The following is a 22951-nucleotide window of genomic DNA, read 5'->3' as shown; positions in this document are numbered from 1 at the left end:
GGCAGGCGTCCTCCCGTCCGCTCCGGGCACGCCCGGTCCCCCTCTACCCCACCCGCCCTTCGCGCCCACCGGCTGAGGTTGCGTTTCCCTGATGTCGAGTCACCACACCGCGCCCGCGCGGGAACCAGCACGGCTACCGTCGTATGTCTACGAGCTGGGGAGGGCGTACGCGGCATGAGTCTCGGAGACGAGCACGAGGCCTCCGGCGGTTACGGCGGCACGGGCCAGACCCGAACACGACTGCCCGAAGGCGGCGGCGATGTGTACGGGGGCGCACGGCGCGGCGGCCGGTCGTCCTCGCGAAGCCTGGTCACGGTGGTCGGCGTGGTGGTCCTGCTGATCGCCGCGATCGCCTTCGCGAACCGTGGAGGAGACGATTCCTCTTCGAACAGCGGCAGCGGCAACAAGCCGGAGGCGTCGAGTACGGCGGCTAGCGGGACGAAGCCGGTCTCCACGGCGGGCGGGATTCCGACGGGGTTCGCCCATGACGCGCAGGGGGCGCAGAGCGCGGCGGCGAACTACTCGGTCGCGCTGGGCTCGACCGACATGTTCAACACCGACAGTCGGCACGGGATCGTCAACACCGTCTACGCTCCCGATGTCGCCGCCGCTCGGCAGTCCGACCTGGACAGTGCGTACTCCAGCGAGAAGTTCCTGGCCAACATCGGCCTCGACAAGGACGGCAGAGCACCCAGCGGCCAGACCTTCGTCTCCCGGGTCGTACCGGTGGGCACCAAGGCCACCTCCTCCAGCGCGGGCGCTGCCACAGTCGAGGTCTGGTACACGTCGCTCTTCGGCCTGTCCGGTGAGAGCTCGACCAACCCGGTCTCCGAGAGTTGGTACACCACGACGTACCAGCTGAAGTGGATCGACAACGACTGGAAGGTCACCGACTTCCAGCAGAAGGACGGACCCGTGCCGGTCGGGCGCGACCAGAAGGCTTCCACCGCCGACGACATGACGAAGGCTGTCGAGGAGTACGGAGGCTTCACTTATGCGCGCTAACCACCGCTTCCTCAAGGTCACGGCCGTAGTCGCCACCGTCCAGGCCACCACTGTGCTGTTGGCCACCCGTGCCTTCGCCGCACCCACGCCCACCCCGACGGCGAGCAACGACCCCTGCGACCTCATCCGCGGCCCCGCCAAGGACTACTGCGAACGCGGCAACGGCGCCAAGGGCACCGGAGGCACCGGCGGCGGCCTCGACCCCACCTCCACCCTCGACCCCCTCTCCTCCCTCGCCAAGGGCTGCGCCAAGGCCGCCTCCTGGACCATCGACAAGCTCAGCGAGGCCGTGAAGGAGACCGCGAACGTCGACTTCACGAACACCAAGTTCCTGCAGCAGTACGCGGTCGTCTTCGCCGCGTCGACGATCCTGACCCTCGTCCTCTGGCTGCTCGCGGTGGCCAAGCGAGCCGTCCGAGGCGTCCCCCTCTCGACGGCCATCTCGGAGGCGATCGGGTTCCTCTGGCTGACGGTCCTGGCGTCGGCGTTCACGCCGCTGATCCTCTACACCGTCGTCTCGGCGACCGACGGCGTCACAGACGTCCTCGCGAAGACCACCGGCAACCAGACGGACACCTTCTTCGGCACGTTCTCCGGCGCCCTCAACAAGGGCGAGGACATCGGCGGCGGCCCGATCATGCTGATCGTCGTGTCCCTGGTCAGCATCCTCGCCGCCGGTGTGCTCTGGCTGGAGCTCGTCATCCGCGCCGCGCTCCTCTACGTCGGAGCCCTCCTCGGCACCGTCGTCTACGCCGGCCTGGTCGACAAGAACCTGTGGGGCCACGTCCGCCGCTGGGCCGGGATCATGATCGCCGTCATCCTGGTCAAGCCGATCATCGTCATCGTGCTCGGCCTCGCCGGAGCCCTGTCCTCCGCGAACGGCCCCGACTCGTTCTCCGCCGTCGTCTCCGGCCTCGCGATCATCCTGCTCGCCATCTTCGCCAGCGCGATGATCTACCGCTTCGTCCCCGGCTTCGGCGACGAGATCGCCAACGGCCGCAACAACCGCATCATGCAGGGCGCTGAGGGCAAGGCCGCCGCGGTCATCAGCTCCCCGGCGACCATGGTCGCGCAGGGCATCAAGACGCACAGCGCCCGCGCGAACGACGGAGGCGGCGGCCAGTCGTCCTCCGGTGGCGGCGCCCGCCCGGCCAACCCGGTCTCCGGCGGTGTCGCGGCCCACAGCACCCGCTCCTCGAACGGAGGTGGCGGCGGATCTGTCCCCTCCGCCGCACCCGCACCCCGCTCGTCGAACCCGGTGAACACCCCGCACGCCGGCAACACCCGCAACAGCAGTACCAACCGCACGGGAGGTGAAGGGCGTTGACGACCGAGTCCCACCTGTCCCATCCGGTCACGCCCCGCCGTACATATCTCATCGGCCGCGCCCGGCCGAACGCGATCGTCGGAAGGAACCGTGAAACCGGCGAGATCGCGCTCATCATCGGCGGCGCGTTCCTCGGCATGATGTGCGGGCTCGTGGTCCCCGTCCTCTCCCTGCGCATCGTGCTGCTGATGGGCTTCCCGCTGGTCGCGCTGGCGGCGGTCTACGTGCCGTACAAGCACCGCACGTTCTACAAGTGGTTCGAGATCAACCGCACTTACAAGCGCACCCTGAAGCAGGGCACGCTCTACCGCAGCGGCGTCGTCGAGGCCGGCACGCGGTTCGACGGGCGCGAGGTCGAGATCGGGCCGCCCCCCGGGATCGGCCGCATCACCTGGCTGGCCGCCCCCTTCGGCCCCGACGAGATCGCCGTGCTCCTGCACGCCGACCGGCGCACCGTCACCGCCGCCATCGAGATCGAGGGCCCCGGCGTCGGCCTGCGCGACTCCGAGGACCAGGAAGCCCTCGTCGACCGCTTCGGCACCCTCCTCAAGCACGTGGCCAACGGCGACGGCTTCGTCACCCGCCTCCAGATGCTCGCCCGCACCCTCCCCGCCGACCCGGACGCCCACGCCAAGGACGTCGCCATGCGCGGCGACGAGAAGTCCCTGGGCTGGCTGCAGGACTCGTACGACCAACTGCAGTCGATGGTGTCGACGAGCAGCGAGCAGCACCGCGCCTACCTCGTCGCCTGCATGCACTTCACCCGCGACCTCGCGGCCGAGGCACAGGCGATGGCGCGGGCGGCCCGCCCCGCCAACGGCCGCAAGGTGGACCGGGACGCGGGTCTCGCGGTCGTCATGGCCCGCGAGCTCACCGACATCTGCTCGCGCCTCCAGGAGGCCGACATCCGCGTACGGCAGCCGCTGGGACAGGGCCGCCTCGCCTCGCTCATCCACGGCATGTACGACCCCGACCACCCGATCGACCACATCCAGGCGATGACGAAGCGCAACGCCTGGCCGGCCGAGCTGGACGCCATGGAGCCCACGTACCTCCAGGCCAAGACCCGGGAGTCGTCCACGCGCGCGCCCTGGTGCCACGCCACGGCGTGGGTGAAGGAATGGCCGATGACTCCCGTCGGCGTCAACTTCCTCGCCCCGCTCCTGGTCCACACCCCTGACGTCATCCGAACGGTCGCCGTGACGATGGATCTCGAGCCCACCGAGGTAGCCATCGAACGCATGCTGACCGAGAAGACCAACGACGAGGCCGAGGCGTCCCGCGCCGCCAAGATGAACCGCACGGTGGACCCCCGCGACGTAGCCGCCCACAACCGCATCGACCAGCGCGGCGAGGACCTCGCGAGCGGCGCGGCAGGCGTGAACCTGGTCGGCTACATCACCGTCTCCTCCCGCTCCCCCGAGGCCCTGGCCCGCGACAAGCGGACCATCCGGGCGTCGGCCGGAAAGTCGTACCTGAAGCTGGAGTGGTGCGACCGGGAACACCATCGCGCCTTCGTGAACACGCTTCCGTTCGCCACCGGCATCCGAAGGTAGGGGCTGAGCTCTGATGCGGGATCCGATGTCCGTCCTCACCGACGCCTTCACGGGCTTCCTCTTCGGGAAGGTCGAGACGACCCGTCTGCCGGTGCGTACGTCGACAGGCCAGGCCCAGGCGGTCTACCTCCCGACCGCCGCCCCCGGCCTCGGCGACTCGGGCGTCATCATCGGCCGCGAGGTCTACTCCGGCAAGGGCTACATCTACGACCCCTTCCAGCTCTACGGCCAGCAGTTGCCGGCCCCGCACTGGCTGGTCCTCGGCGAGTCGGGCAACGGCAAGTCGGCCCTGGAGAAGACCTACGTCCTACGGCAGCTGCGCTTCCGCGACCGCCAGGTCGTCGTCCTGGACGCGCAGGGCGAGGACGGCGTCGGCGAATGGAACCTCATCGCGCAGGAGTTGGGAATAACTCCCATCCGGCTGGACCCGACGGCCGCCCTGGACATGGGCATCCGCCTCAACCCGCTCGACCCCGCGATCACGACGACGGGCCAGCTGGCGCTGCTCCGGACCATCATCGAGGTCGCGATGGGTCATGGGCTGGACGAACGCTCGGGCTTCGCCCTCAAGGTCGCGCACGCCTACGTCAACGAGACGATCGTCGAACGCCAGCCGGTCCTCACCGACATCGTCGAGCAGCTACGGCACCCCGAGCCGGAGTCGGCCGAGGCGATGAACGTCGCCATAGACGACGTACGGGCCTGGGGCCTGGACGTGGCGCTGGTCCTCGACCGCCTGGTCGACGGTGACTTGAGGGGCATGTTCGACGGCCCGACGACCGTGGGCATCGACCTCGACGCGCCCCTCATCGTGTTCGATCTGTCCCACATCGACCGCAACTCCATCGCCATGCCGATCCTGATGGCGATCGTCGGCGTATGGCTGGAACACACCTGGATCCGCCCCGACCGGAAGAAGCGCATCTTCCTGGTCGAGGAGGCCTGGCACATCATCAACAGCCCTTTCGTGGCCCAGCTGTTCCAGCGCCTGCTGAAGTTCGGCCGACGCCTGGGTCTGTCCTTCGTGGCCGTGGTCCACCACCTGTCGGACGTCGTCGACGGCGCGGCGGCGAAGGAGGCGGCCGCGATCCTGAAGATGGCGTCGACCAGGACGATCTACGCCCAGAAGGCGGACGAGGCAAGAGCGACCGGCCGGGTACTGGGCCTGCCGCGCTGGGCCGTGGAGATCATCCCCACGCTCACCCCCGGCATCGCGGTGTGGGACGTCAACGGCAATGTCCAGGTCGTCAAACACCTGATCACCGACACGGAACGCCCACTGGTCTTCACCGACCGCGCGATGACGGAGTCGTCCGCCGAACGCGAGCTGCACGACGACGCCCTGCGCGCCGCCGAGTTGGAAGCGGAGGAGCGGGCCGCGGCCTTCGTGGAACAGCACCTGAGCGAGTTCGAAGGGCCGTCCGAGTCGACGGTTGCGTAGCGGGAGGCGGGACGTGGTGAGACCGGACGACCAGCGACGGGAAGGCCGGGACGGCCAGGGCGGCATCCCGGACGGACTACTGATCGGCATACTCGCCTTCCTGCTCGGCATGACCCTGCTGGTGTGGTCGGCCACGGGCCTCGCCGGCTGGTTCGCGAAGGGCAGCTGGCCGGACGGCGTCACCTTCACCCGCACGCCCCTCGCCATGCGCCACCTCATCGGCGAGCCGCACGACATCCCCGGCGCCTGGCCCGAGACACCCGACGCACAGCTCTCCGGGTACGGGCTGTTCTGGGGCCTGTTCATCGGGCAGTTGATGGTGCTGTTCGTACTGACGGTGTTCGTGATGGGGACGTTCGCACGCTGGCGGGCCGGCCGGCTGAGGCGGCGGGCAGGACAGGCGGCGGCGTTCGAAAGGCCCACGCCTGAGCCGAGCTCGCTGCCCGAGCCGACGCCGACGCACCATGAGGTGCCGACACCGAGAACGGCCCCGCCCGAACCGGAGCCGACGGAACTCCGCCAGGAAGCGGCACCCCCGGCCTCCGCGTTCGTCGACGAACGCGTGGTGGGCGGGTGGGAGAAAATCCTCGTCGCCCCGAGGGAAAGCCGCCAGGCAACCGCGACCCAGGCCGTACGCGACGCGGAAGGCCCGGCGGTGGTCATCACCTCGAACACGGCGGTCTGGTCGGACACAAAGGACGCCCGGGCGAAACTGGGCCCCGTCCTCCTCTACGACCCCTCCCACCTCTGCGACACCCCGGCCCGCCTCCACTGGTCACCCACCGCGGGCTGCGAGGACAAGCAGACGGCAACAGCCAGAGCAGCCGCGCTCCTCACCCCGATCCGCCCCACGGCGAAACTCGACCAGGCCCTGTCGGCGACAGCCGAAACGCTCCTGCGCAGCTATCTGCACGCCGCCGCAGTCGACGGACGCACCACCCGCCACGTCCACCGCTGGTCCCAGGGCGCCCAGGTCCAGGACGCGGTCCGCATCCTCCGTACGAACCCCAAGGCCGCTCCCGGCTCCGCGGGCGAACTCGAGGCCGCGCTCACCGCGCACCCCGAACGCCGCGACATGGCGCAGGAGTTGACCAGCCGAGCCCTCTCCGCCCTTTTCACGGTGAACATCCGCGAGTCCTGCACTCCCAACCGAGCAGATGCCCTCGCCTTGGATTCCTTCGTCGCTGAAGGGGGCACGCTTTATGTGGTGGGGGAATCCATCGAGGACCCCAGGACCAACCCGGGCGCGATGCCCCTCCTGACGGCCCTCGTCTCAAGCGTGGTCGAGCGCGGCCGGCGCATGGCCGAACGGTCATCCTCCGGTCGCCTCGACCCACCACTTGCGCTCGTCCTCGACGACGTGGCAGCCGTGGCTCCGCTTCCCCAGCTCCCGGAGCTGCTGGCCACCGGGGCGGAACGGGGCCTGCCGACCCTGGCCCTGCTCCGATCCCGGGAACAGGGCCGCGCCCGCTGGCCCCACGACGAACTGCCGGTGTAGCCCGTCAACCCGCGTCGCGCTCGATGGCGAACTCCAGCTCGTTCTCCCCGGGTGTCTGCTCCCATGGCACCACGACACCGGTGGGTGCGAATCCCACCTTCCGGTACAGCCGCTGAGCCCGCCCGTTCTCCTCGTGCACGATGAGCCGCACCCGCTCGGAGCCCTGCGCCCACGCCCACTCCAGGCCGGCGTCGAAAAGCACCTCGGTGAGACCGATACCGCGGTGCTCGGGCCGTACGAATACCCCGACGACATGCCCCTGCTTCCGCTCGACCGGGAACCCGGCCCAGTCGGTCGACCCGGGCTTCTCGACCAGCACGGTCAGCGTGCCCACCCACTCGCCGTCCGGTCCCTCGGCGATGATCTGCTGGGCACCGGACGCGCCCTCGGCACCGCCGGCGGCGCGCTCCTGCCAGAAGGAATCCGGCTGGGCCGCGGCCTGATCGTAGGTCTCGAAGAAGGCGAGGTGCGCCACGGGATCCTGCAGGGCGGCAAGCCGCAGCGCCTTCGTCTCGGGCCACTCGTCGGCGTGTATGGAACGGACCTTGTAGTTCATGCCAGCCACGGTAGCCGAACGCAGAAAACCCCCGTACCGATTATTGGTACGGGGGTTTTTGCAATGATTGTTCGGCGGCGTCCTACTCTCCCACAGGGTCCCCCCTGCAGTACCATCGGCGCTGTAAGGCTTAGCTTCCGGGTTCGGAATGTAACCGGGCGTTTCCCTCACGCTATAACCACCGAAACACTATGAAACTGTCCAGCCACGCCACGCTCTGTGAAACGTGGGGCTGTTCGTGGTTTCAGAACCAACACAGTGGACGCGAGCAACTGAGGACAAGCCCTCGGCCTATTAGTACCAGTCACCTCCAGCGGTTACCCGCCTTCCAGATCTGGCCTATCAACCCAGTCGTCTACTGGGAGCCTTACCCCATCAAGTGGGTGGGAATACTCATCTCGAAGCAGGCTTCCCGCTTAGATGCTTTCAGCGGTTATCCCTCCCGAACGTAGCCAACCAGCCATGCCCTTGGCAGAACAACTGGCACACCAGAGGTTCGTCCGTCCCGGTCCTCTCGTACTAGGGACAGCCCTTCTCAATATTCCTGCGCGCGCAGCGGATAGGGACCGAACTGTCTCACGACGTTCTAAACCCAGCTCGCGTACCGCTTTAATGGGCGAACAGCCCAACCCTTGGGACCGACTCCAGCCCCAGGATGCGACGAGCCGACATCGAGGTGCCAAACCATCCCGTCGATATGGACTCTTGGGGAAGATCAGCCTGTTATCCCCGGGGTACCTTTTATCCGTTGAGCGACGGCGCTTCCACAAGCCACCGCCGGATCACTAGTCCCGACTTTCGTCCCTGCTCGACCCGTCGGTCTCACAGTCAAGCTCCCTTGTGCACTTACACTCAACACCTGATTGCCAACCAGGCTGAGGGAACCTTTGGGCGCCTCCGTTACTCTTTAGGAGGCAACCGCCCCAGTTAAACTACCCATCAGACACTGTCCCTGATCCGGATCACGGACCCAGGTTAGACATCCAGCACGACCAGACTGGTATTTCAACGACGACTCCCCCCGAACTGGCGTCCGGAGTTCAAAGTCTCCCAGCTATCCTACACAAGCCGAACCGAACACCAATATCAAACTGTAGTAAAGGTCCCGGGGTCTTTCCGTCCTGCTGCGCGAAACGAGCATCTTTACTCGTAGTGCAATTTCACCGGGCCTATGGTTGAGACAGTCGAGAAGTCGTTACGCCATTCGTGCAGGTCGGAACTTACCCGACAAGGAATTTCGCTACCTTAGGATGGTTATAGTTACCACCGCCGTTTACTGGCGCTTAAGTTCTCAGCTTCGCACGCCCGAAAGCGCACTAACCGGTCCCCTTAACGTTCCAGCACCGGGCAGGCGTCAGTCCGTATACATCGCCTTACGGCTTCGCACGGACCTGTGTTTTTAGTAAACAGTCGCTTCTCGCTGGTCTCTGCGGCCACCCCCAGCTCATGGAGAAAATCCAATCACCGGTGATGGCCCCCCTTCTCCCGAAGTTACGGGGGCATTTTGCCGAGTTCCTTAACCATAGTTCACCCGAACGCCTCGGTATTCTCTACCTGACCACCTGAGTCGGTTTAGGGTACGGGCCGCCATAAAACTCGCTAGAGGCTTTTCTCGACAGCATAGGATCATCCACTTCACCACAATCGGCTCGGCATCAGGTCTCAGACTATGTGTCAGGCGGATTTGCCTACCTGACGTCCTACACCCTTACCCCGGGACAACCACCGCCCGGGCTGGACTACCTTCCTGCGTCACCCCATCACTCACCTACTACCACCTTGGTCCGGCGGCTCCACCACTTTCCTTTCCCCGAAGGGTCCGGAACGGCTTCACGGCCTTAGCATCAATAGGTTCGGTGTTTGACGCTTCACAGCGGGTACCGGAATATCAACCGGTTATCCATCGACTACGCCTGTCGGCCTCGCCTTAGGTCCCGACTTACCCTGGGCAGATCAGCTTGACCCAGGAACCCTTAGTCAATCGGCGCACACGTTTCTCACGTGTGAATCGCTACTCATGCCTGCATTCTCACTCGTGAACCGTCCACCACTGCCTTCCGGCGCGGCTTCACCCGGCACACGACGCTCCCCTACCCATCCATACAGGCGTTGGCCCTATTGTATGAATGACACGACTTCGGCGGTACGCTTGAGCCCCGCTACATTGTCGGCGCGGAATCACTAGACCAGTGAGCTATTACGCACTCTTTCAAGGGTGGCTGCTTCTAAGCCAACCTCCTGGTTGTCTCTGCGACTCCACATCCTTTCCCACTTAGCGTACGCTTAGGGGCCTTAGTCGATGCTCTGGGCTGTTTCCCTCTCGACCATGGAGCTTATCCCCCACAGTCTCACTGCCGCGCTCTCACTTACCGGCATTCGGAGTTTGGCTAAGGTCAGTAACCCGGTAGGGCCCATCGCCTATCCAGTGCTCTACCTCCGGCAAGAAACACACGACGCTGCACCTAAATGCATTTCGGGGAGAACCAGCTATCACGGAGTTTGATTGGCCTTTCACCCCTAACCACAGGTCATCCCCCAGGTTTTCAACCCTGGTGGGTTCGGTCCTCCACGAAGTCTTACCTCCGCTTCAACCTGCCCATGGCTAGATCACTCCGCTTCGGGTCTTGAGCGTGCTACTAAAAACGCCCTATTCGGACTCGCTTTCGCTACGGCTACCCCACCCGGGTTAACCTCGCAACACACCGCAAACTCGCAGGCTCATTCTTCAAAAGGCACGCAGTCACGAGGCAAGCACAAATGCTTGCCCGACGCTCCCACGGCTTGTAGGCACACGGTTTCAGGTACTATTTCACTCCGCTCCCGCGGTACTTTTCACCATTCCCTCACGGTACTATCCGCTATCGGTCACCAGGGAATATTTAGGCTTAGCGGGTGGTCCCGCCAGATTCACACGGGATTTCTCGGGCCCCGTGCTACTTGGGTGTCTCTCAAACGAGCCGTTGACGTTTCGACTACGGGGGTCTTACCCTCTACGCCGGACCTTTCGCATGTCCTTCGCCTACATCAACGGTTTCTGACTCGTCTCACGGCCGGCAGACCGTAAAAGAGAGATCCCACAACCCCGCACACGCAACCCCTGCCGGGTCTCACACGTATACGGTTTGGCCTCATCCGGTTTCGCTCGCCACTACTCCCGGAATCACGGTTGTTTTCTCTTCCTGCGGGTACTGAGATGTTTCACTTCCCCGCGTTCCCTCCACTTGCCCTATGTGTTCAGGCAAGGGTGACAGCCCATGACGACTGCCGGGTTTCCCCATTCGGACACCCCCGGATCAAAGCCTGGTTGACGACTCCCCGGGGCCTATCGTGGCCTCCCACGTCCTTCATCGGTTCCTGGTGCCAAGGCATCCACCGTGCGCCCTTAAAAACTTGGCCACAGATGCTCGCGTCCACTGTGCAGTTCTCAAACAACGACCAGCCACCCATCACCCCACCCTGAAGGGCGAGTTCACTGGGGCCGGCACTGAAGGCAGCCGAAAACCGGCCGAACCCTCAGACACCCAACAGCGTGCCCGGCCCACTCCCCGCTTCCCTCAACGTTCCACGCTCTGACGAGCAGTACTGGAAGGAGAAGACGATCAAGTGTGCCGAATAATCAACGTTCCACCCATGAGCAACCAGCATCGGACGTACGCCGATGTACTGGCCTCTGACCTCACCCCGTGGGGATCGGTAAGAAGTGCTCCTTAGAAAGGAGGTGATCCAGCCGCACCTTCCGGTACGGCTACCTTGTTACGACTTCGTCCCAATCGCCAGTCCCACCTTCGACAGCTCCCTCCCCACAAGGGGGTTGGGCCACCGGCTTCGGGTGTTACCGACTTTCGTGACGTGACGGGCGGTGTGTACAAGGCCCGGGAACGTATTCACCGCAGCAATGCTGATCTGCGATTACTAGCAACTCCGACTTCATGGGGTCGAGTTGCAGACCCCAATCCGAACTGAGACCGGCTTTTTGAGATTCGCTCCACCTCACGGTATCGCAGCTCATTGTACCGGCCATTGTAGCACGTGTGCAGCCCAAGACATAAGGGGCATGATGACTTGACGTCGTCCCCACCTTCCTCCGAGTTGACCCCGGCGGTCTCCTGTGAGTCCCCATCACCCCGAAGGGCATGCTGGCAACACAGAACAAGGGTTGCGCTCGTTGCGGGACTTAACCCAACATCTCACGACACGAGCTGACGACAGCCATGCACCACCTGTACACCGACCACAAGGGGGGCACTATCTCTAATGCTTTCCGGTGTATGTCAAGCCTTGGTAAGGTTCTTCGCGTTGCGTCGAATTAAGCCACATGCTCCGCTGCTTGTGCGGGCCCCCGTCAATTCCTTTGAGTTTTAGCCTTGCGGCCGTACTCCCCAGGCGGGGAACTTAATGCGTTAGCTGCGGCACCGACGACGTGGAATGTCGCCAACACCTAGTTCCCACCGTTTACGGCGTGGACTACCAGGGTATCTAATCCTGTTCGCTCCCCACGCTTTCGCTCCTCAGCGTCAGTAATGGCCCAGAGATCCGCCTTCGCCACCGGTGTTCCTCCTGATATCTGCGCATTTCACCGCTACACCAGGAATTCCGATCTCCCCTACCACACTCTAGCTAGCCCGTATCGAATGCAGACCCGGGGTTAAGCCCCGGGCTTTCACACCCGACGTGACAAGCCGCCTACGAGCTCTTTACGCCCAATAATTCCGGACAACGCTTGCGCCCTACGTATTACCGCGGCTGCTGGCACGTAGTTAGCCGGCGCTTCTTCTGCAGGTACCGTCACTTGCGCTTCTTCCCTGCTGAAAGAGGTTTACAACCCGAAGGCCGTCATCCCTCACGCGGCGTCGCTGCATCAGGCTTGCGCCCATTGTGCAATATTCCCCACTGCTGCCTCCCGTAGGAGTCTGGGCCGTGTCTCAGTCCCAGTGTGGCCGGTCGCCCTCTCAGGCCGGCTACCCGTCGTCGCCTTGGTGAGCCATTACCTCACCAACAAGCTGATAGGCCGCGGGCTCATCCTTCACCGCCGGAGCTTTCAACCCCTACCCATGCGAGCAGGAGTGCTATCCGGTATTAGACCCCGTTTCCAGGGCTTGTCCCAGAGTGAAGGGCAGATTGCCCACGTGTTACTCACCCGTTCGCCACTAATCCCCACCGAAGTGGTTCATCGTTCGACTTGCATGTGTTAAGCACGCCGCCAGCGTTCGTCCTGAGCCAGGATCAAACTCTCCGTGAATGTTTACCCGTAATCGGGTCGACACCACGAGAGCGGAACAACCACCGGAATAAGGCGGTCGTTCACAGCGTCCTCGCTGTGTTTTATTTCAAAGGAACCTCGCCCCCACCGGATATCCGGCAGGAGACGGGGTATCAACATATCTGGCGTTGATTTTTGGCACGCTGTTGAGTTCTCAAGGAACGGACGCTTCCTTTGTACTCACCCTCTCGGGCTTTCCTCCGGGCGCTTCCCTTCGATCTTGCGTTTCCGACTCTATCAGACCGTTTCCCGATCCGATTTCCTCGGCGCTTTCCAGGTTCCCGCTTTCGCGTTTCCCTTTCCGGCGGCTCCGACTCTATCAGATCCTTTCGGGCCTGACCCTCAGTCAGCGGGGGCTGTCTTCCCGGCCGTTGGGCCGTTCCGACGTCTCAAACCTTAGCGGATCCCTTCGGCAGTTCCTAATCGAGCTGCCGGGTCCAAATCGAATTGAATTCGGGCATGCCGAATTCAATCCCGATGGGAGATCGTGCTGATGGTTTGAGGTGCCGCTTGTGCGGCGGAGGTGCTGTCGCAGAACCGTTACGGCTCCGTGGCAACCCGGAGAACATTACGGATCCGGGAGGGGACTGTCAAGCGCCCCCTGTCAAGATCTTTTTCGTCGGCCTCAGTCCAGGTCGGTGAGGCGTCCGCCCGCGTCCGGCTGGGCGTGTTCCACCCTGCGCAGGAGGCGGGTGAGGACCTCGCCGAGGGCGGTGCGGTCCTCCGGGGACAGGTCCTGGAGGAGGTCCTCCTCGAAGACCGTGGCGAGGCGCATCGCCTCGAGCCACTTCTCGCGGCCCTCCGCGGTCAGCTCCACGATCACCCGGACCCGGTTGGACTCGTCGCGCTCCCGGGTCACCAGGCCCTCGGCGAGCATGCGGTCGATCCGGTGGGTCATCGCCGCCGGGGTCAGGCCGAGGCGCTTGGCGAGATCACTCGGGCCCAGGCGATACGGGGCGCCGGCGAGGACGAGGGCCTTGAGGACCTCCCACTCGGCGTTGCTGATGCCCAGGGCGGAGGTCTGGCGGCCGTACGCGACGTTCATACGGCGGTTCAGGCGGGAGAGGGCCGAGACGATCTTTTCGACCTGGGGGTCGAGGTCCCGGAACTCGCGCTGGTAGGCGGCGATCTGCTCTTCGAGTGTCGGTTCGCCGAGGGTGCCGGGGGTGTCGCCCATGGGCGAAGTATGGCATGAGCCTGCTTGGCATTGAAGTTCTTCCAGGTGTACTGTTTAGCTTCTAACTTTAGCTTTGAAGTCTTCGGTTCTAAGTACTGAGGCACTCCAACTATCTGATTGAGGTGAACGTGACCAGGGCGATGGGCGCAGCAATGCGCCGGATCCATGTGGGTAACGCACTCAGCGCGTTCGGGCTCGGCTTCACGGTCCCGTACCTGTACGTCTATGTGGCGCAGGTGCGAGGACTGGGAGCCGTGACGGCGGGGCTTGTCCTCGCCGTCTTCGCCGTGGCCGCGCTGATCGTGCTGCCGTTCGCCGGGCGGGCCATCGTCCGGCGCGGCCCGCTGCCGGTCCTGCTCGCCGCCCTGGTGACCGCCGCGCTGGGTGCGCTGAGCCTGGGGCTTGCGGGCAACGCGACGACCGTGTTGCTGTCGGCGGCGGCGCTCGGTGCCGGGCAGGCCGTGATGCAGCCCGCGCTGGCGACGATGATCGTGGACTGCTCCACCGCCGACACGCGCTCGCGTGCCTTTGCCATGCAGTTCTTCCTGCAGAACCTCGGGCTCGGTGTCGGCGGGCTCATCGGCGGTCATCTGGTCGACACCTCGCGCGTCTCCTCCTTCACGCTGCTGTTCGCGATCGAGGCGGCGATGTTCCTGCTGCTGGCGGTCGTGCTGTCGACGGTGCGGATGCCGCACTCGCCGCGCATCGAGGACGCTCCGGCGCAGTCGGCCAGGGGCAGCTGGAAGCAGCTGCTCGGGAATCGCGCCATGGTGCAGCTGAGCGTGCTGGGCTTCGTGCTGTTCTTCGCCTGCTACGGGCAGTTCGAGGCGGGGCTGAGTGCGTACGGGGTCGAGGCTGCGGGCATCTCGACGTCCGCGTTGGGGACGGCGCTCGCCGCCAACACCCTGATGATCGTGGTCGCGCAGTTCGCCGTGCTGAAGTTCGTCGAGCGGCGTCGGCGGTCGCGGGTGATCGCGGCCGTGGGGCTGATCTGGGCCGTGGCGTGGGTCGCGGCCGGGTACGCCGGGCTCGGGCACGGCAGCCGGGAGATGGCGACGGCGGCGTTCGTGTCGACGTACGCGCTGTTCGGGCTCGGGGAGGCGATGCTGTCGCCGACGGTCGCTCCGCTGGTCGCCGATCTCGCGCCGGAGGGGATGGCCGGGCAGTACAACTCCGCCTTCGCCCTGGTGAAGCAGCTCGCGCTGGCCATCGGTCCCGCGTTGGGCGGGCCGATGGGGGCCTCGCTGCCCGCGCCGTACATCGTGACGTTCCTGCTGTTCTCGCTGGGGATCACCTACCTCGCGCTGCGGCTGGGGCGGCAGCTCACCGCCGTACAGGATCGGCCGTGGGTCGGGAGGAGTCGTGTGGTTGCCCGGGGTGGGGTGGCTGCGGAGCCGGTCGTCGCGGAGGCGTGAGGTCGGTCGGAGTGTGAGGGCGGTCGTCATCTGCGGATGGCGGCCGCCCTTTCTCGTGTGCGGGGTCAGAGGGCGGCTGTGGCGAGCGTTGCCGTGAAGGGGAACGTGGTCGTGTCGGCGTGGGCCGTGAGGCGGGTGGTGAGGGCCTGGGCCGCGGCAGCCAGGGCCTCCGGGCCTCGCGTGTCGAGGATCTGCTGGGACCAGGGCAGGCACGAGAAGTGGCCGGGGGCGAACTCGGCGAGTGGGGGGAGGGTGATGCCGAACGTGAACTCGTGGGCGGTCGCTTCGTGGAAGCCGGCGGTCCGCAGCGCCGCGGTGAGGCGGTCCGCGGTGCAGGCGAAGGCGGCGGCGAAGGAGTCGGCCGGTCCGGGGCCGCCGTATTCCGCCAGTACCTCGTGCTGGGCGGCGAAGTACGGGGAGGTGAGGGCCCTGGGGGCCCAGACTGTGGCCGCGAAACGGCCGTGGGGGCGGGTGACGCGGGCCGTCTCGGTGAGGGCCGCCGTCAGGTCGGGGAAGAACTGGGCGCCCTGCTGGCAGACGACCGCGTCGAACGAGGCGTCGGGGTACGGGAGTTTGTCGGCGGGGGCCGCGGTGAACTCGATGTCGGGGTAGAGGCGGGGGTGGTGGGCCTTGGCCACCCTGAGCATGGGTTCGTTGATGTCGGCGCCTCGGACGCGGCCCGCGGGGCCGACCTGGGCGGCCGCGGCGCGGGCGGCGAAGCCGGTGCCGCAGGCCAGGTCGAGCACGGCGGCGCCGGGGTAGAGGTCGACGGCGTCCACGAGTGCCGTGACGAAGGGCGCCATGATGGGCGCCACGTAGTGCTCGTAGCGTTCGGGGACGTTGCCTTTGAGCTGGAAGCCCGGTTCGTCTGCCATGGGGAGCCATTAGCACCGGGGGGCGGGTTCGCCTGGGTGACGCGCGCGGGGTGGTGCGTGCGCCGGTTCGGTCGGGTGGTCAGTGCGCGCCCTTCGGGAGGACGAACTCGCACCAGACCGCCTTGCCGCCGCCCGGTGTTCGTCGGGAGCCCCAGTTCGAGGCGATCGTCGCGACGATGGCGATTCCTCTGCCGGATTCGTCGGCCGGTTCGGCGCGGCGGCGGCGGGGGAGGTGGTCGTCGCCGTCGGTGACCTCGATGATCAGGCGGCGGTCGGTGCGGCGCAGGCGCAGTCGCATGGGCGGGGTGCCGTGCTGGAGGGAGTTGGCGACCAGTTCGCTGGCCGCCAGGACGCCCAGGTCGTGGAGGTCGGACGGGAACCGCCAGCTGGTCAGGACGCCGGAGGCGAACGCACGCGCGCGTGGGGCCGCTTCGATGCCGCCGAGGAGCTCCAGGGCAGCGTTGCGGAACAGGTCGCTGTCGGGGCCCGTGCGGGCCGGGTGCTGGAGGACCAGGACGGCCACGTCGTCGTCGTGGTCCGCCGTCACGCCCGCCGAGCGGACCAGGCGGTCGCAGACGACCTGGGGCGTGCCGGTCGCGCCCGACAGGGCTCGCTCCAGGGACGCGATGCCCTCGTCCAGGTCCTCGTTCCTGCGCTCCACCAGGCCGTCCGTGTAGAGGACGGCGGTGGAGCCGGGGCCGAGCGGGATCGAGCCGGAGGCGTGCATCCAGCCGCCGGTGCCGAGGGGCGGGCCGGTCGGTTCGTCGGCGCGCAGGACCACTCCGCTCTCGTCGCGGACGAGGATCGGGAGGTGGCCGGCGGAGGCGTACACCAGGCGGCCCTCGTTCGGGTCGTGGATGGCGTACACGCAGGTGGCGATCTGGTTGGCGTCGATCTCGGCGGCGAGGCCGTCGAGGAGTTGCAGCACCTCGTGCGGGGGGAGGTCGAGGCGGGCGTACGCGCGCACCGCCGTGCGGAGTTGGCCCATGACGGCCGCGGCGCGTACGCCTCTGCCCATCACGTCGCCGATGACCAGGGCCGTGCGGCCGCCGCCGAGGGTGATGACGTCGTACCAGTCGCCGCCGACCGCGGCTTCCGTGCCGCCGGGCTGGTAGGTGGCGGCGATGCGCAGGTCGTCGGGTTCTTCCAGTTCCTGGGGCAGCAGCGAGCGCTGGAGGGTGACCGCCGTCTCGCGCTGCTGGCGCTCGCTGGCGCGCAGGCGTTCGGCGGCCTCGGCGTGGTCGGTGACGTCGGTCGCGAAGACGAGCACGCCCGCGTTGTCGCCTTCGGTGACCGGGGTGCAGGTGAAGGTGTAGGAGCGGCCGTCGGGGGCCTTGCGGGACTTGAGGGTGCGGGGCTTGCCGCTGCGCAGGACCTGGTCGAGGAGGGGGAGCAGGCCCAGTTCGGCCAGTTCCGGGAGGGAGTCGCGGGTGGGCTCGCCCAGCGGGCGTACGCCGAAGGCCGTCACGTAGGCGTCATTGACGTAGGCGACGCGGTGGTCGGGGCCGTGGACCAGCGCCACCAGGGCGGGGACGCGGTCGAGGACCTCGCGGACGGGGAGTTCGTCGACGGCCGGTACGGGTGGGGGCTCGTCGGTGAGCTGTTCGGCGCGGGCCGCGGGGACGGCGCTCGCGGCCTCGGCCGGCCGGTCGGGGACGACCGTGTGATCGGTCCGCGCTGCGGCGCGGCGCTGCGTTCCGGGGAGCCGGGCGCTCCAGCGCGTGAAGTTCACGAATCCTTGCCTCGTGTCGTCGTCTTCGGCGTCTTCGGCCGACTCCGGTCCCGGCCGGAGGGCCCGGAGGGCTGGGGGGTGACACCCCCGGAATGCAGCACGGTGGGGAGAGCCTCTTGGGTTCGAGGGGCGAGCGGCTGCTCGCCCTGGGGGCGGGGATCAGTCTGGCAGTGTGGCCTACCGGGGCGACATCCGTCAGACGCCCACCCGGTCGGTGGAGTTCCTCGGTCCGGTCAGGACGACCCCTTCGGGTCGGTAGGAGGCTTTCCACCGGCCGCGAGTTCGAACTCCGCTCGGGGATGTTCGAGCGAACCGAGGGAGACGATCTCCCGCTTGAAGAGGCCCGACAGAGTCCATTCGGCCAGGACACGGGCCTTGCGGTTGAAGGTGGGCACCCTGCTGAGGTGGTAGACGCGGTGCATGAACCAGGCAGGGTAGCCCTTCAGCTTGCGCCCGTAGACATGGGCGACGCCCTTGTGGAGGCCGAGGGAGGCGACCGAGCCGACGTATTTGTGTGAGTACGTCTCCAGGTCCTCGCCACGCAGCGCGTGCGCGATGTTGTCGCCGAGGACCTTGGCCTGGCGGACCGCGTGCTGGGCGTTGGGGGCCGTCACCGTGCCGGGTTCCGCGGCGGTGACATCGGGGACGGCGGCCGCGTCTCCCGCCGCCCACGCGTGCGTGACGCCGTCGATCGTCAGCTGGGGGGTGCATTTCAGCCGGCCTCGCTCGGTGAGCGGGAGGTCGGTGGCGGCGAGGAGCGGGCTCGGTTTCACGCCGGCCGTCCAGACGACCGTACGGGTCGGGAAGCGGGCGCCGTCGCTGAGGACGGCGACCCGGTCCACGCAGGAGTCGAGGCGGGTCTTCAGGCGTACGTCGATGTTGCGGCGGCGCAGTTCGGTGACCGTGTAGCGGCCCATCTCCTCGCCGACCTCGGGAAGGATGCGGTCCGAGGCCTCCACGAGGATCCACTTCATGTCCTCGGGCTGGACGTTGTGGTAGTAGCGGGCGGCGTAGCGGGCCATGTCCTCGAGTTCGCCGAGCGCCTCGACTCCGGCGAATCCGCCGCCGACGAAGACGAAGGTGAGCGCCGCGTCGCGGATCGCGGGGTCGCGGGTGGAGGAGGCGATGTCCATCTGCTCGATGACGTGGTTGCGCAGGCCGATGGCCTCCTCGACCGACTTGAACCCGATGCCGTGGTCGGCGAGGCCGGGGACCGGGAGGGTGCGCGAGATCGAGCCGGGTGCCAGGACGAGTTCGTCGTACGTCAGCTGCTGCGGGCCCGCGCCCTCCTCCTCGGTGGCGAGGGTGGTGAGGGTGGCGGTGCGCTTGGCGTGGTCGATGGACCGCACCTCGCCGACGACGACATGGCACTGGTCGAGCACGCGGCGCAGCGGCACGACGACATGGCGGGGTGAGATGGCACCGGCTGCCGCTTCGGGAAGGAACGGCTGATAGGTCATGTACGGGTCGGGAGTGACCACGGTGACCTCGACGTCGCCTCGTTTGAGTTCCCGTTTCAGCCTCTGCTGGAGGCGCAGAGCCGTGTACATCCCGACGTAGCCGCCGCCGACAACGAGAATGCGCGCACGTTCCTTCACCATCCCATGACGCACCCAGCGCTTGAGTTTGTCCACAGCCCCGACAATTTGTGTGACCGCGGGCCGGGGACGTCCAGGGTTGGCCGGTTTGCCCGAGTGCTCGGAAAGACCGCAGGTCAGCGGGTGCGTGCCCGATGACCTTGGGGTACGTAATCGGGACGTAAGCGACCCGTACTCCGATCGGGGGGCGCTCCGTGCGGAACCTGCCCCTTCTGAATTGACCCCCTCTCAACTATGTTCGTGTGTCGACGGGGTGTAGGGGGATGCGCTCATCGCTCATCGAGTCCGCGACGGGCGGGCCCGGTGGACCGGGCTTGTTCCCACGCTCCGGCCATCAATGGCGGGGAGAGTCTCCGGGGGGAGACGTCATTACCGGGGGAACGCTTATGCATGTTCAGAACTCTCATTGGTCGTCCGCGTCTTCTCTGACAGCGGGGGGCATGGTGAGCGCGGCGGCGAGCAACGGACGCGGGGACGCCTCGCGTACGACACCGCTGCGCGTGGACGCACAGCGCAATCTGGAGCACGTTCTGCGCGCGGCGCGCGAGGTCTTCGGCGAGCTGGGGTACGGCGCGCCGATGGAGGACGTGGCGCGGCGCGCGCGGGTGGGTGTGGGGACCGTGTACCGGCGGTTCCCGAGCAAGGACGTCCTGGTGCGGCGGATAGCCGAGGAGGAGACCTCCCGGCTGACCGACCAGGCCCGGGCGGCGCTCGGCCAGGAGGACGAGCCGTGGTCGGCGCTCTCGCGCTTCCTGCGGACGTCGGTGGCCTCGGGCGCCGGGCGGCTGCTGCCGCCGCAGGTGCTGCGGGTCTCGGTCTCCGACGACGGGTCCGAGCGGGCCGACGGCACGGTGTTCGACGAGGCGCGAGTGCCGCAGCAGCGGATGCAGCCGGGTTCCGGGGAGCTGCGGCTGGTCTCCGAGGGGGCCTCGCGGGTCTCGGAGGATGACGACACGGGCGCGGCGACGCTGCTCGAGGTCGTGGGGCAGCTCGTGGAGCGGGCGCGCGCGGCGGGTCAACTGCGGGCCGACGTGTCGGTGTCGGACGTGCTGCTGGTCATCGCGACGGCGGCGCCTTCGCTGCCGGACCCGGCCCAGCAGGCGGCCGCCTCGGCACGGCTGCTGGACATCCTGCTGGAGGGGTTGCGGTCGCGGCCGGCCTGACGTCGTGGACTGCGGGGCGTGCGTGTTTGCGCCTCCGGTGGTCCGTGATTCGGACGGTCCGCGCCTTGGACGGTCCGTGACTCGGACGGTCCGCGCCTTGGTGGCCCGGACTCGATGGTGTATGCCTCGGTGGCCCGTGACTCGAAAAGGTGACGGTGGGGGCGCGGGCGGTGCGTGGCCGGCGCGCCCGGCGCAAGCCGGGTAGGTGCCGGACATTTCCGGCATACCGCTCAACTTCCGCCCGGTGAGCGGTAATTGAGCCTTCCCCGAATGGGTGAGGGCTAGTACTACGGCACGACAAGTCCCCACGGATGGGTGGATGGTCCGCACTGCGGGCTCCCTGAACAAAAGCCAATATGGCACTCTGACCCGGTGTTCGGGACTGGTTGGGCAGGCGGCGGGGGCTTTCCGCGATGAGCTTTGACGGGCGCGACGACTCGCTGGGCGACGGAGACGCGGAGTCCGGCGGTCCGCCGCAGGTGCCGAGCCAGGGCGGACGAGCGGGCATCCCGCGGGGCGGTGGCCGCGCGGAGACCGTCATCCCGACGCAGGGCGGCGAGCCCGTCGAGCCGGTCGAGGGCAGTGTCCCGGCACAGCGTGACCGGCGGGAGGACGGCGTCCTGCCGCCGCCGAGGGATCTGCCGCCCTCCGACACCGACCTGATCGGGCGCATGCGCTCCGGCGACGACAGCGCGTACGAGGAGCTGTACCGGCGGCACGCGGGCGCGGTGCGCCGGTACGCCCGTACCTGTTGCCGTGACGCCCACACCGCGGACGACCTCACGGCCGAGGTCTTCGCCCGCATGCTCCAGGCGGTGCGCGGCGGTTCGGGCCCCGAGCACGCCGTACGCGCGTATCTGCTCACCACCGTCCGGCGGGTGGCCGCGAGCTGGACGAAGTCCGCCAAGCGGGAGCAGTTGGTCGACGACTTCGCGGTGTTCGCCACGCAGGCCGCGCGCTCCTCCGAGGTCTCCGACGACGACACTCTCGACCTGGGCGCCGACGTGCGCGCGATGCACGAGGCCGAGCAGTCCATGGCCATGCAGGCCTTCCGATCGCTGCCGGAGCGCTGGCAGGCCGTGCTGTGGCACACCGAGGTCGAGGACGAGTCGCCGAGCGAGGTCGCCACGCTCTTCGGGCTGGACGCCAACGGCACGCGCGTGCTCGCCAGCCGCGCCCGCGAGGGCCTCAAGCAGGCCTACCTCCAGGCCCACGTCAGCGCCGCGCTCGCCGGCGACGAGGAGTGCGCCCGCTACGCCGACCGGCTCGGCGCCTACGCCCGTGGCGGGCTGCGCACGCGGGCCGAGCGGGGGCTGCGCAAGCACCTGGAGGAGTGCGCCAAGTGCCGGCTGGCCGCGGGCCAGATCAAGGAAGTCGCCAGCGGTATCCCCGGCGTCGTGCCGGTCGCGGTCATCGGTTGGTTCGGTGCCGCCGGGTACGCCAAGGTGGCCGCGCTCATCGCCGGCGGTACCGGAGCCGGTGCCGCGGGCGCCGCGGGTGCGGCCGCGGCGGCGAGCGGCGGCTCGTCCGGCGGGGCGGGTGCCGGCGGCGCGGCGGCCTCCGAGGGGCTGGGGGCGCCCGCGAAGGTGGGCATCGCCGCCGGTGTCGTGGCCGCGGCGGGCGTGGCGGTGGCCCTCGCGCTGTCCGGGAACCATCCCGCGGAGCGGAAGCCGGACGCCAAGCCGCCCGCCTCCGCGCCGGCCGTCAGGCCGGAATCGCCCAAGCCGACGCCTCCGAAGAAGCATCCCGAGCCCAAGCCGTCGGTGGTCCAGGCGGCGGCTCCCACGCCGACGCCGACCCCGACCCCGGCTCCCCGGCCGAAGCCCACCCCGACCCCGACGCACAGCCCCGAGCCGAAGCCGACCCCGAAGCCGACGCCCACCCCCACGCCGGCCCCGACTCCCCCGCCCGCGCCCGCCGTCTACCAGTGGAGCGAGCTGGCCTACGACGTCAGCGGCGACGGGAGCAGGCCCGAGATGCGGCTCGGCGAGAGCAGCTGGGTGTGGCAGCGGTACGGCATGTCGATCGCCGACAAGCGGTACACCCCCGGCGTGACCGTGCACGGACAGTCCTCCGTCACCATCGACCTCAACCGCAGCTGCTCCGCCTACGACGCCGTGGTGGGCGTCGACGACATGACGCTGGGGCTCGGCAGGGTCTCCTTCTCCGTCTACGCCGACGGCGTGCAGCTGTGGCGGTCCGGGACGATCCGGGGCGGCGATGCGGCGGTCCCGGTCCATGTGAACCTGGCCGGGCGCCACACCGTACGGCTGGTCGTCGCGCCGTACAGCGGCTTCGACTCCCTGGCGCTCGCGGACTGGGCCGAGTCGAGGTTCACCTGCTCGTAG

13 protein-coding genes and 3 rRNA genes are annotated in these 22951 nt (G+C 67.5%); 8 read left to right on the top strand and 8 right to left on the bottom strand.

Annotated elements, in window-relative coordinates; all coding sequences use genetic code 11:
- Positions 1 to 174: 174 nt before the first annotated feature.
- From OG303_RS26640 to OG303_RS26620, 5 genes are read left to right on the top strand one after another with little or no spacing between them, the layout of a single operon-like run.
- A complete protein-coding gene (locus OG303_RS26640; protein ID WP_405871422.1) occupies positions 175 to 1005 on the top strand; it encodes a hypothetical protein in 831 nt (276 codons plus the stop codon).
- A complete protein-coding gene (locus tag OG303_RS26635; protein ID WP_405871421.1) occupies positions 995 to 2332 on the top strand; it encodes a hypothetical protein in 1338 nt (445 codons plus the stop codon). The genes OG303_RS26640 and OG303_RS26635 overlap by 11 nt, the downstream gene beginning before the upstream one ends.
- Positions 2329 to 3888 carry an SCO6880 family protein gene (locus tag OG303_RS26630; protein ID WP_405871420.1) on the top strand — a complete coding sequence of 520 codons (1560 nt, stop codon included), beginning with the start codon at positions 2329 to 2331 and terminating at the stop codon, positions 3886 to 3888. Before OG303_RS26635 ends, OG303_RS26630 begins: the two co-directional genes overlap by 4 nt.
- A 13-nt stretch (positions 3889 to 3901) precedes the next feature.
- On the top strand, positions 3902 to 5329 hold the full coding sequence (locus OG303_RS26625; protein ID WP_405871419.1) for an ATP-binding protein: 1428 nt from the start codon (positions 3902 to 3904) through the stop codon (positions 5327 to 5329).
- A 16-nt stretch (positions 5330 to 5345) separates the two neighbouring features.
- Positions 5346 to 6827 (top strand): TraM recognition domain-containing protein, encoded by a 1482-nt coding sequence (locus tag OG303_RS26620; protein WP_405877488.1) that lies wholly within the window; start codon positions 5346 to 5348, stop codon positions 6825 to 6827.
- Between the two features lie 4 nt (positions 6828 to 6831).
- On the opposite strand, the gene OG303_RS26615 is transcribed toward OG303_RS26620, so the two are convergent.
- The 5 genes from OG303_RS26615 to OG303_RS26595 form a co-directional block, all read right to left on the bottom strand.
- On the bottom strand, positions 6832 to 7383 hold the full coding sequence (locus OG303_RS26615; protein ID WP_405871418.1) for a GNAT family N-acetyltransferase: 552 nt from the start codon (positions 7381 to 7383) through the stop codon (positions 6832 to 6834).
- 69 nt (positions 7384 to 7452) lie between these two features.
- Positions 7453 to 7569, bottom strand: a 5S ribosomal RNA gene (gene rrf / locus OG303_RS26610).
- An 88-nt stretch (positions 7570 to 7657) separates the two neighbouring features.
- Positions 7658 to 10779, bottom strand: a 23S ribosomal RNA gene (locus tag OG303_RS26605).
- Between the two features lie 315 nt (positions 10780 to 11094).
- A 16S ribosomal RNA gene (locus OG303_RS26600) occupies positions 11095 to 12622 on the bottom strand.
- The 16S, 23S and 5S rRNA genes sit together here, the layout of an rRNA operon.
- A gap of 646 nt (positions 12623 to 13268) precedes the next feature.
- Positions 13269 to 13820, bottom strand: coding sequence for a MarR family winged helix-turn-helix transcriptional regulator (locus OG303_RS26595; RefSeq protein WP_405871417.1), 552 nt, complete (start codon positions 13818 to 13820; stop codon positions 13269 to 13271).
- Positions 13821 to 13960: 140 nt separating this feature from the next.
- On the opposite strand from OG303_RS26595, the gene OG303_RS26590 reads away from it, so the two are divergent.
- Entirely contained in the window at positions 13961 to 15235 is a 1275-nt protein-coding gene (locus tag OG303_RS26590) for an MFS transporter (protein WP_405871416.1), read from the top strand.
- Between the two features lie 65 nt (positions 15236 to 15300).
- Here the strand turns inward: OG303_RS26590 and OG303_RS26585 are convergent, their stop codons facing one another.
- The 3 genes from OG303_RS26585 to OG303_RS26575 all read right to left on the bottom strand — a co-directional run bounded on the left by OG303_RS26585 (position 15301) and on the right by OG303_RS26575 (position 19443).
- The gene (locus OG303_RS26585; protein ID WP_405871415.1) at positions 15301 to 16110 is read right to left on the bottom strand and encodes a class I SAM-dependent methyltransferase; all 810 of its coding nucleotides are present in this window, start codon (positions 16108 to 16110) and stop codon (positions 15301 to 15303) included.
- A gap of 79 nt (positions 16111 to 16189) precedes the next feature.
- Positions 16190 to 17842: a SpoIIE family protein phosphatase gene (locus tag OG303_RS26580; protein ID WP_405871413.1), complete on the bottom strand. Its 1653-nt coding sequence runs from the start codon at positions 17840 to 17842 to the stop codon at positions 16190 to 16192.
- Positions 17843 to 18075: 233 nt separating this feature from the next.
- A complete protein-coding gene (locus OG303_RS26575; protein WP_405877486.1) occupies positions 18076 to 19443 on the bottom strand; it encodes an NAD(P)/FAD-dependent oxidoreductase in 1368 nt (455 codons plus the stop codon).
- A gap of 383 nt (positions 19444 to 19826) precedes the next feature.
- Between OG303_RS26575 and OG303_RS26570 the strand changes: the two genes are divergently transcribed.
- Together OG303_RS26570 and OG303_RS26565 are read left to right on the top strand one after the other, a co-directional pair.
- On the top strand, positions 19827 to 20603 hold the full coding sequence (locus OG303_RS26570; RefSeq protein ID WP_405871412.1) for a TetR/AcrR family transcriptional regulator: 777 nt from the start codon (positions 19827 to 19829) through the stop codon (positions 20601 to 20603).
- A 413-nt stretch (positions 20604 to 21016) separates the two neighbouring features.
- Positions 21017 to 22951 carry a sigma-70 family RNA polymerase sigma factor gene (locus OG303_RS26565; RefSeq protein WP_405871411.1) on the top strand — a complete coding sequence of 645 codons (1935 nt, stop codon included), beginning with the start codon at positions 21017 to 21019 and terminating at the stop codon, positions 22949 to 22951.

Source organism: Streptomyces sp. NBC_00005, assembly GCF_045160215.1.
GTDB lineage: Bacteria > Actinomycetota > Actinomycetes > Streptomycetales > Streptomycetaceae > Streptomyces.
Note: the sequence above shows the minus strand (reverse complement) of the source record. Positions and strands in the feature narration are given on the sequence as shown.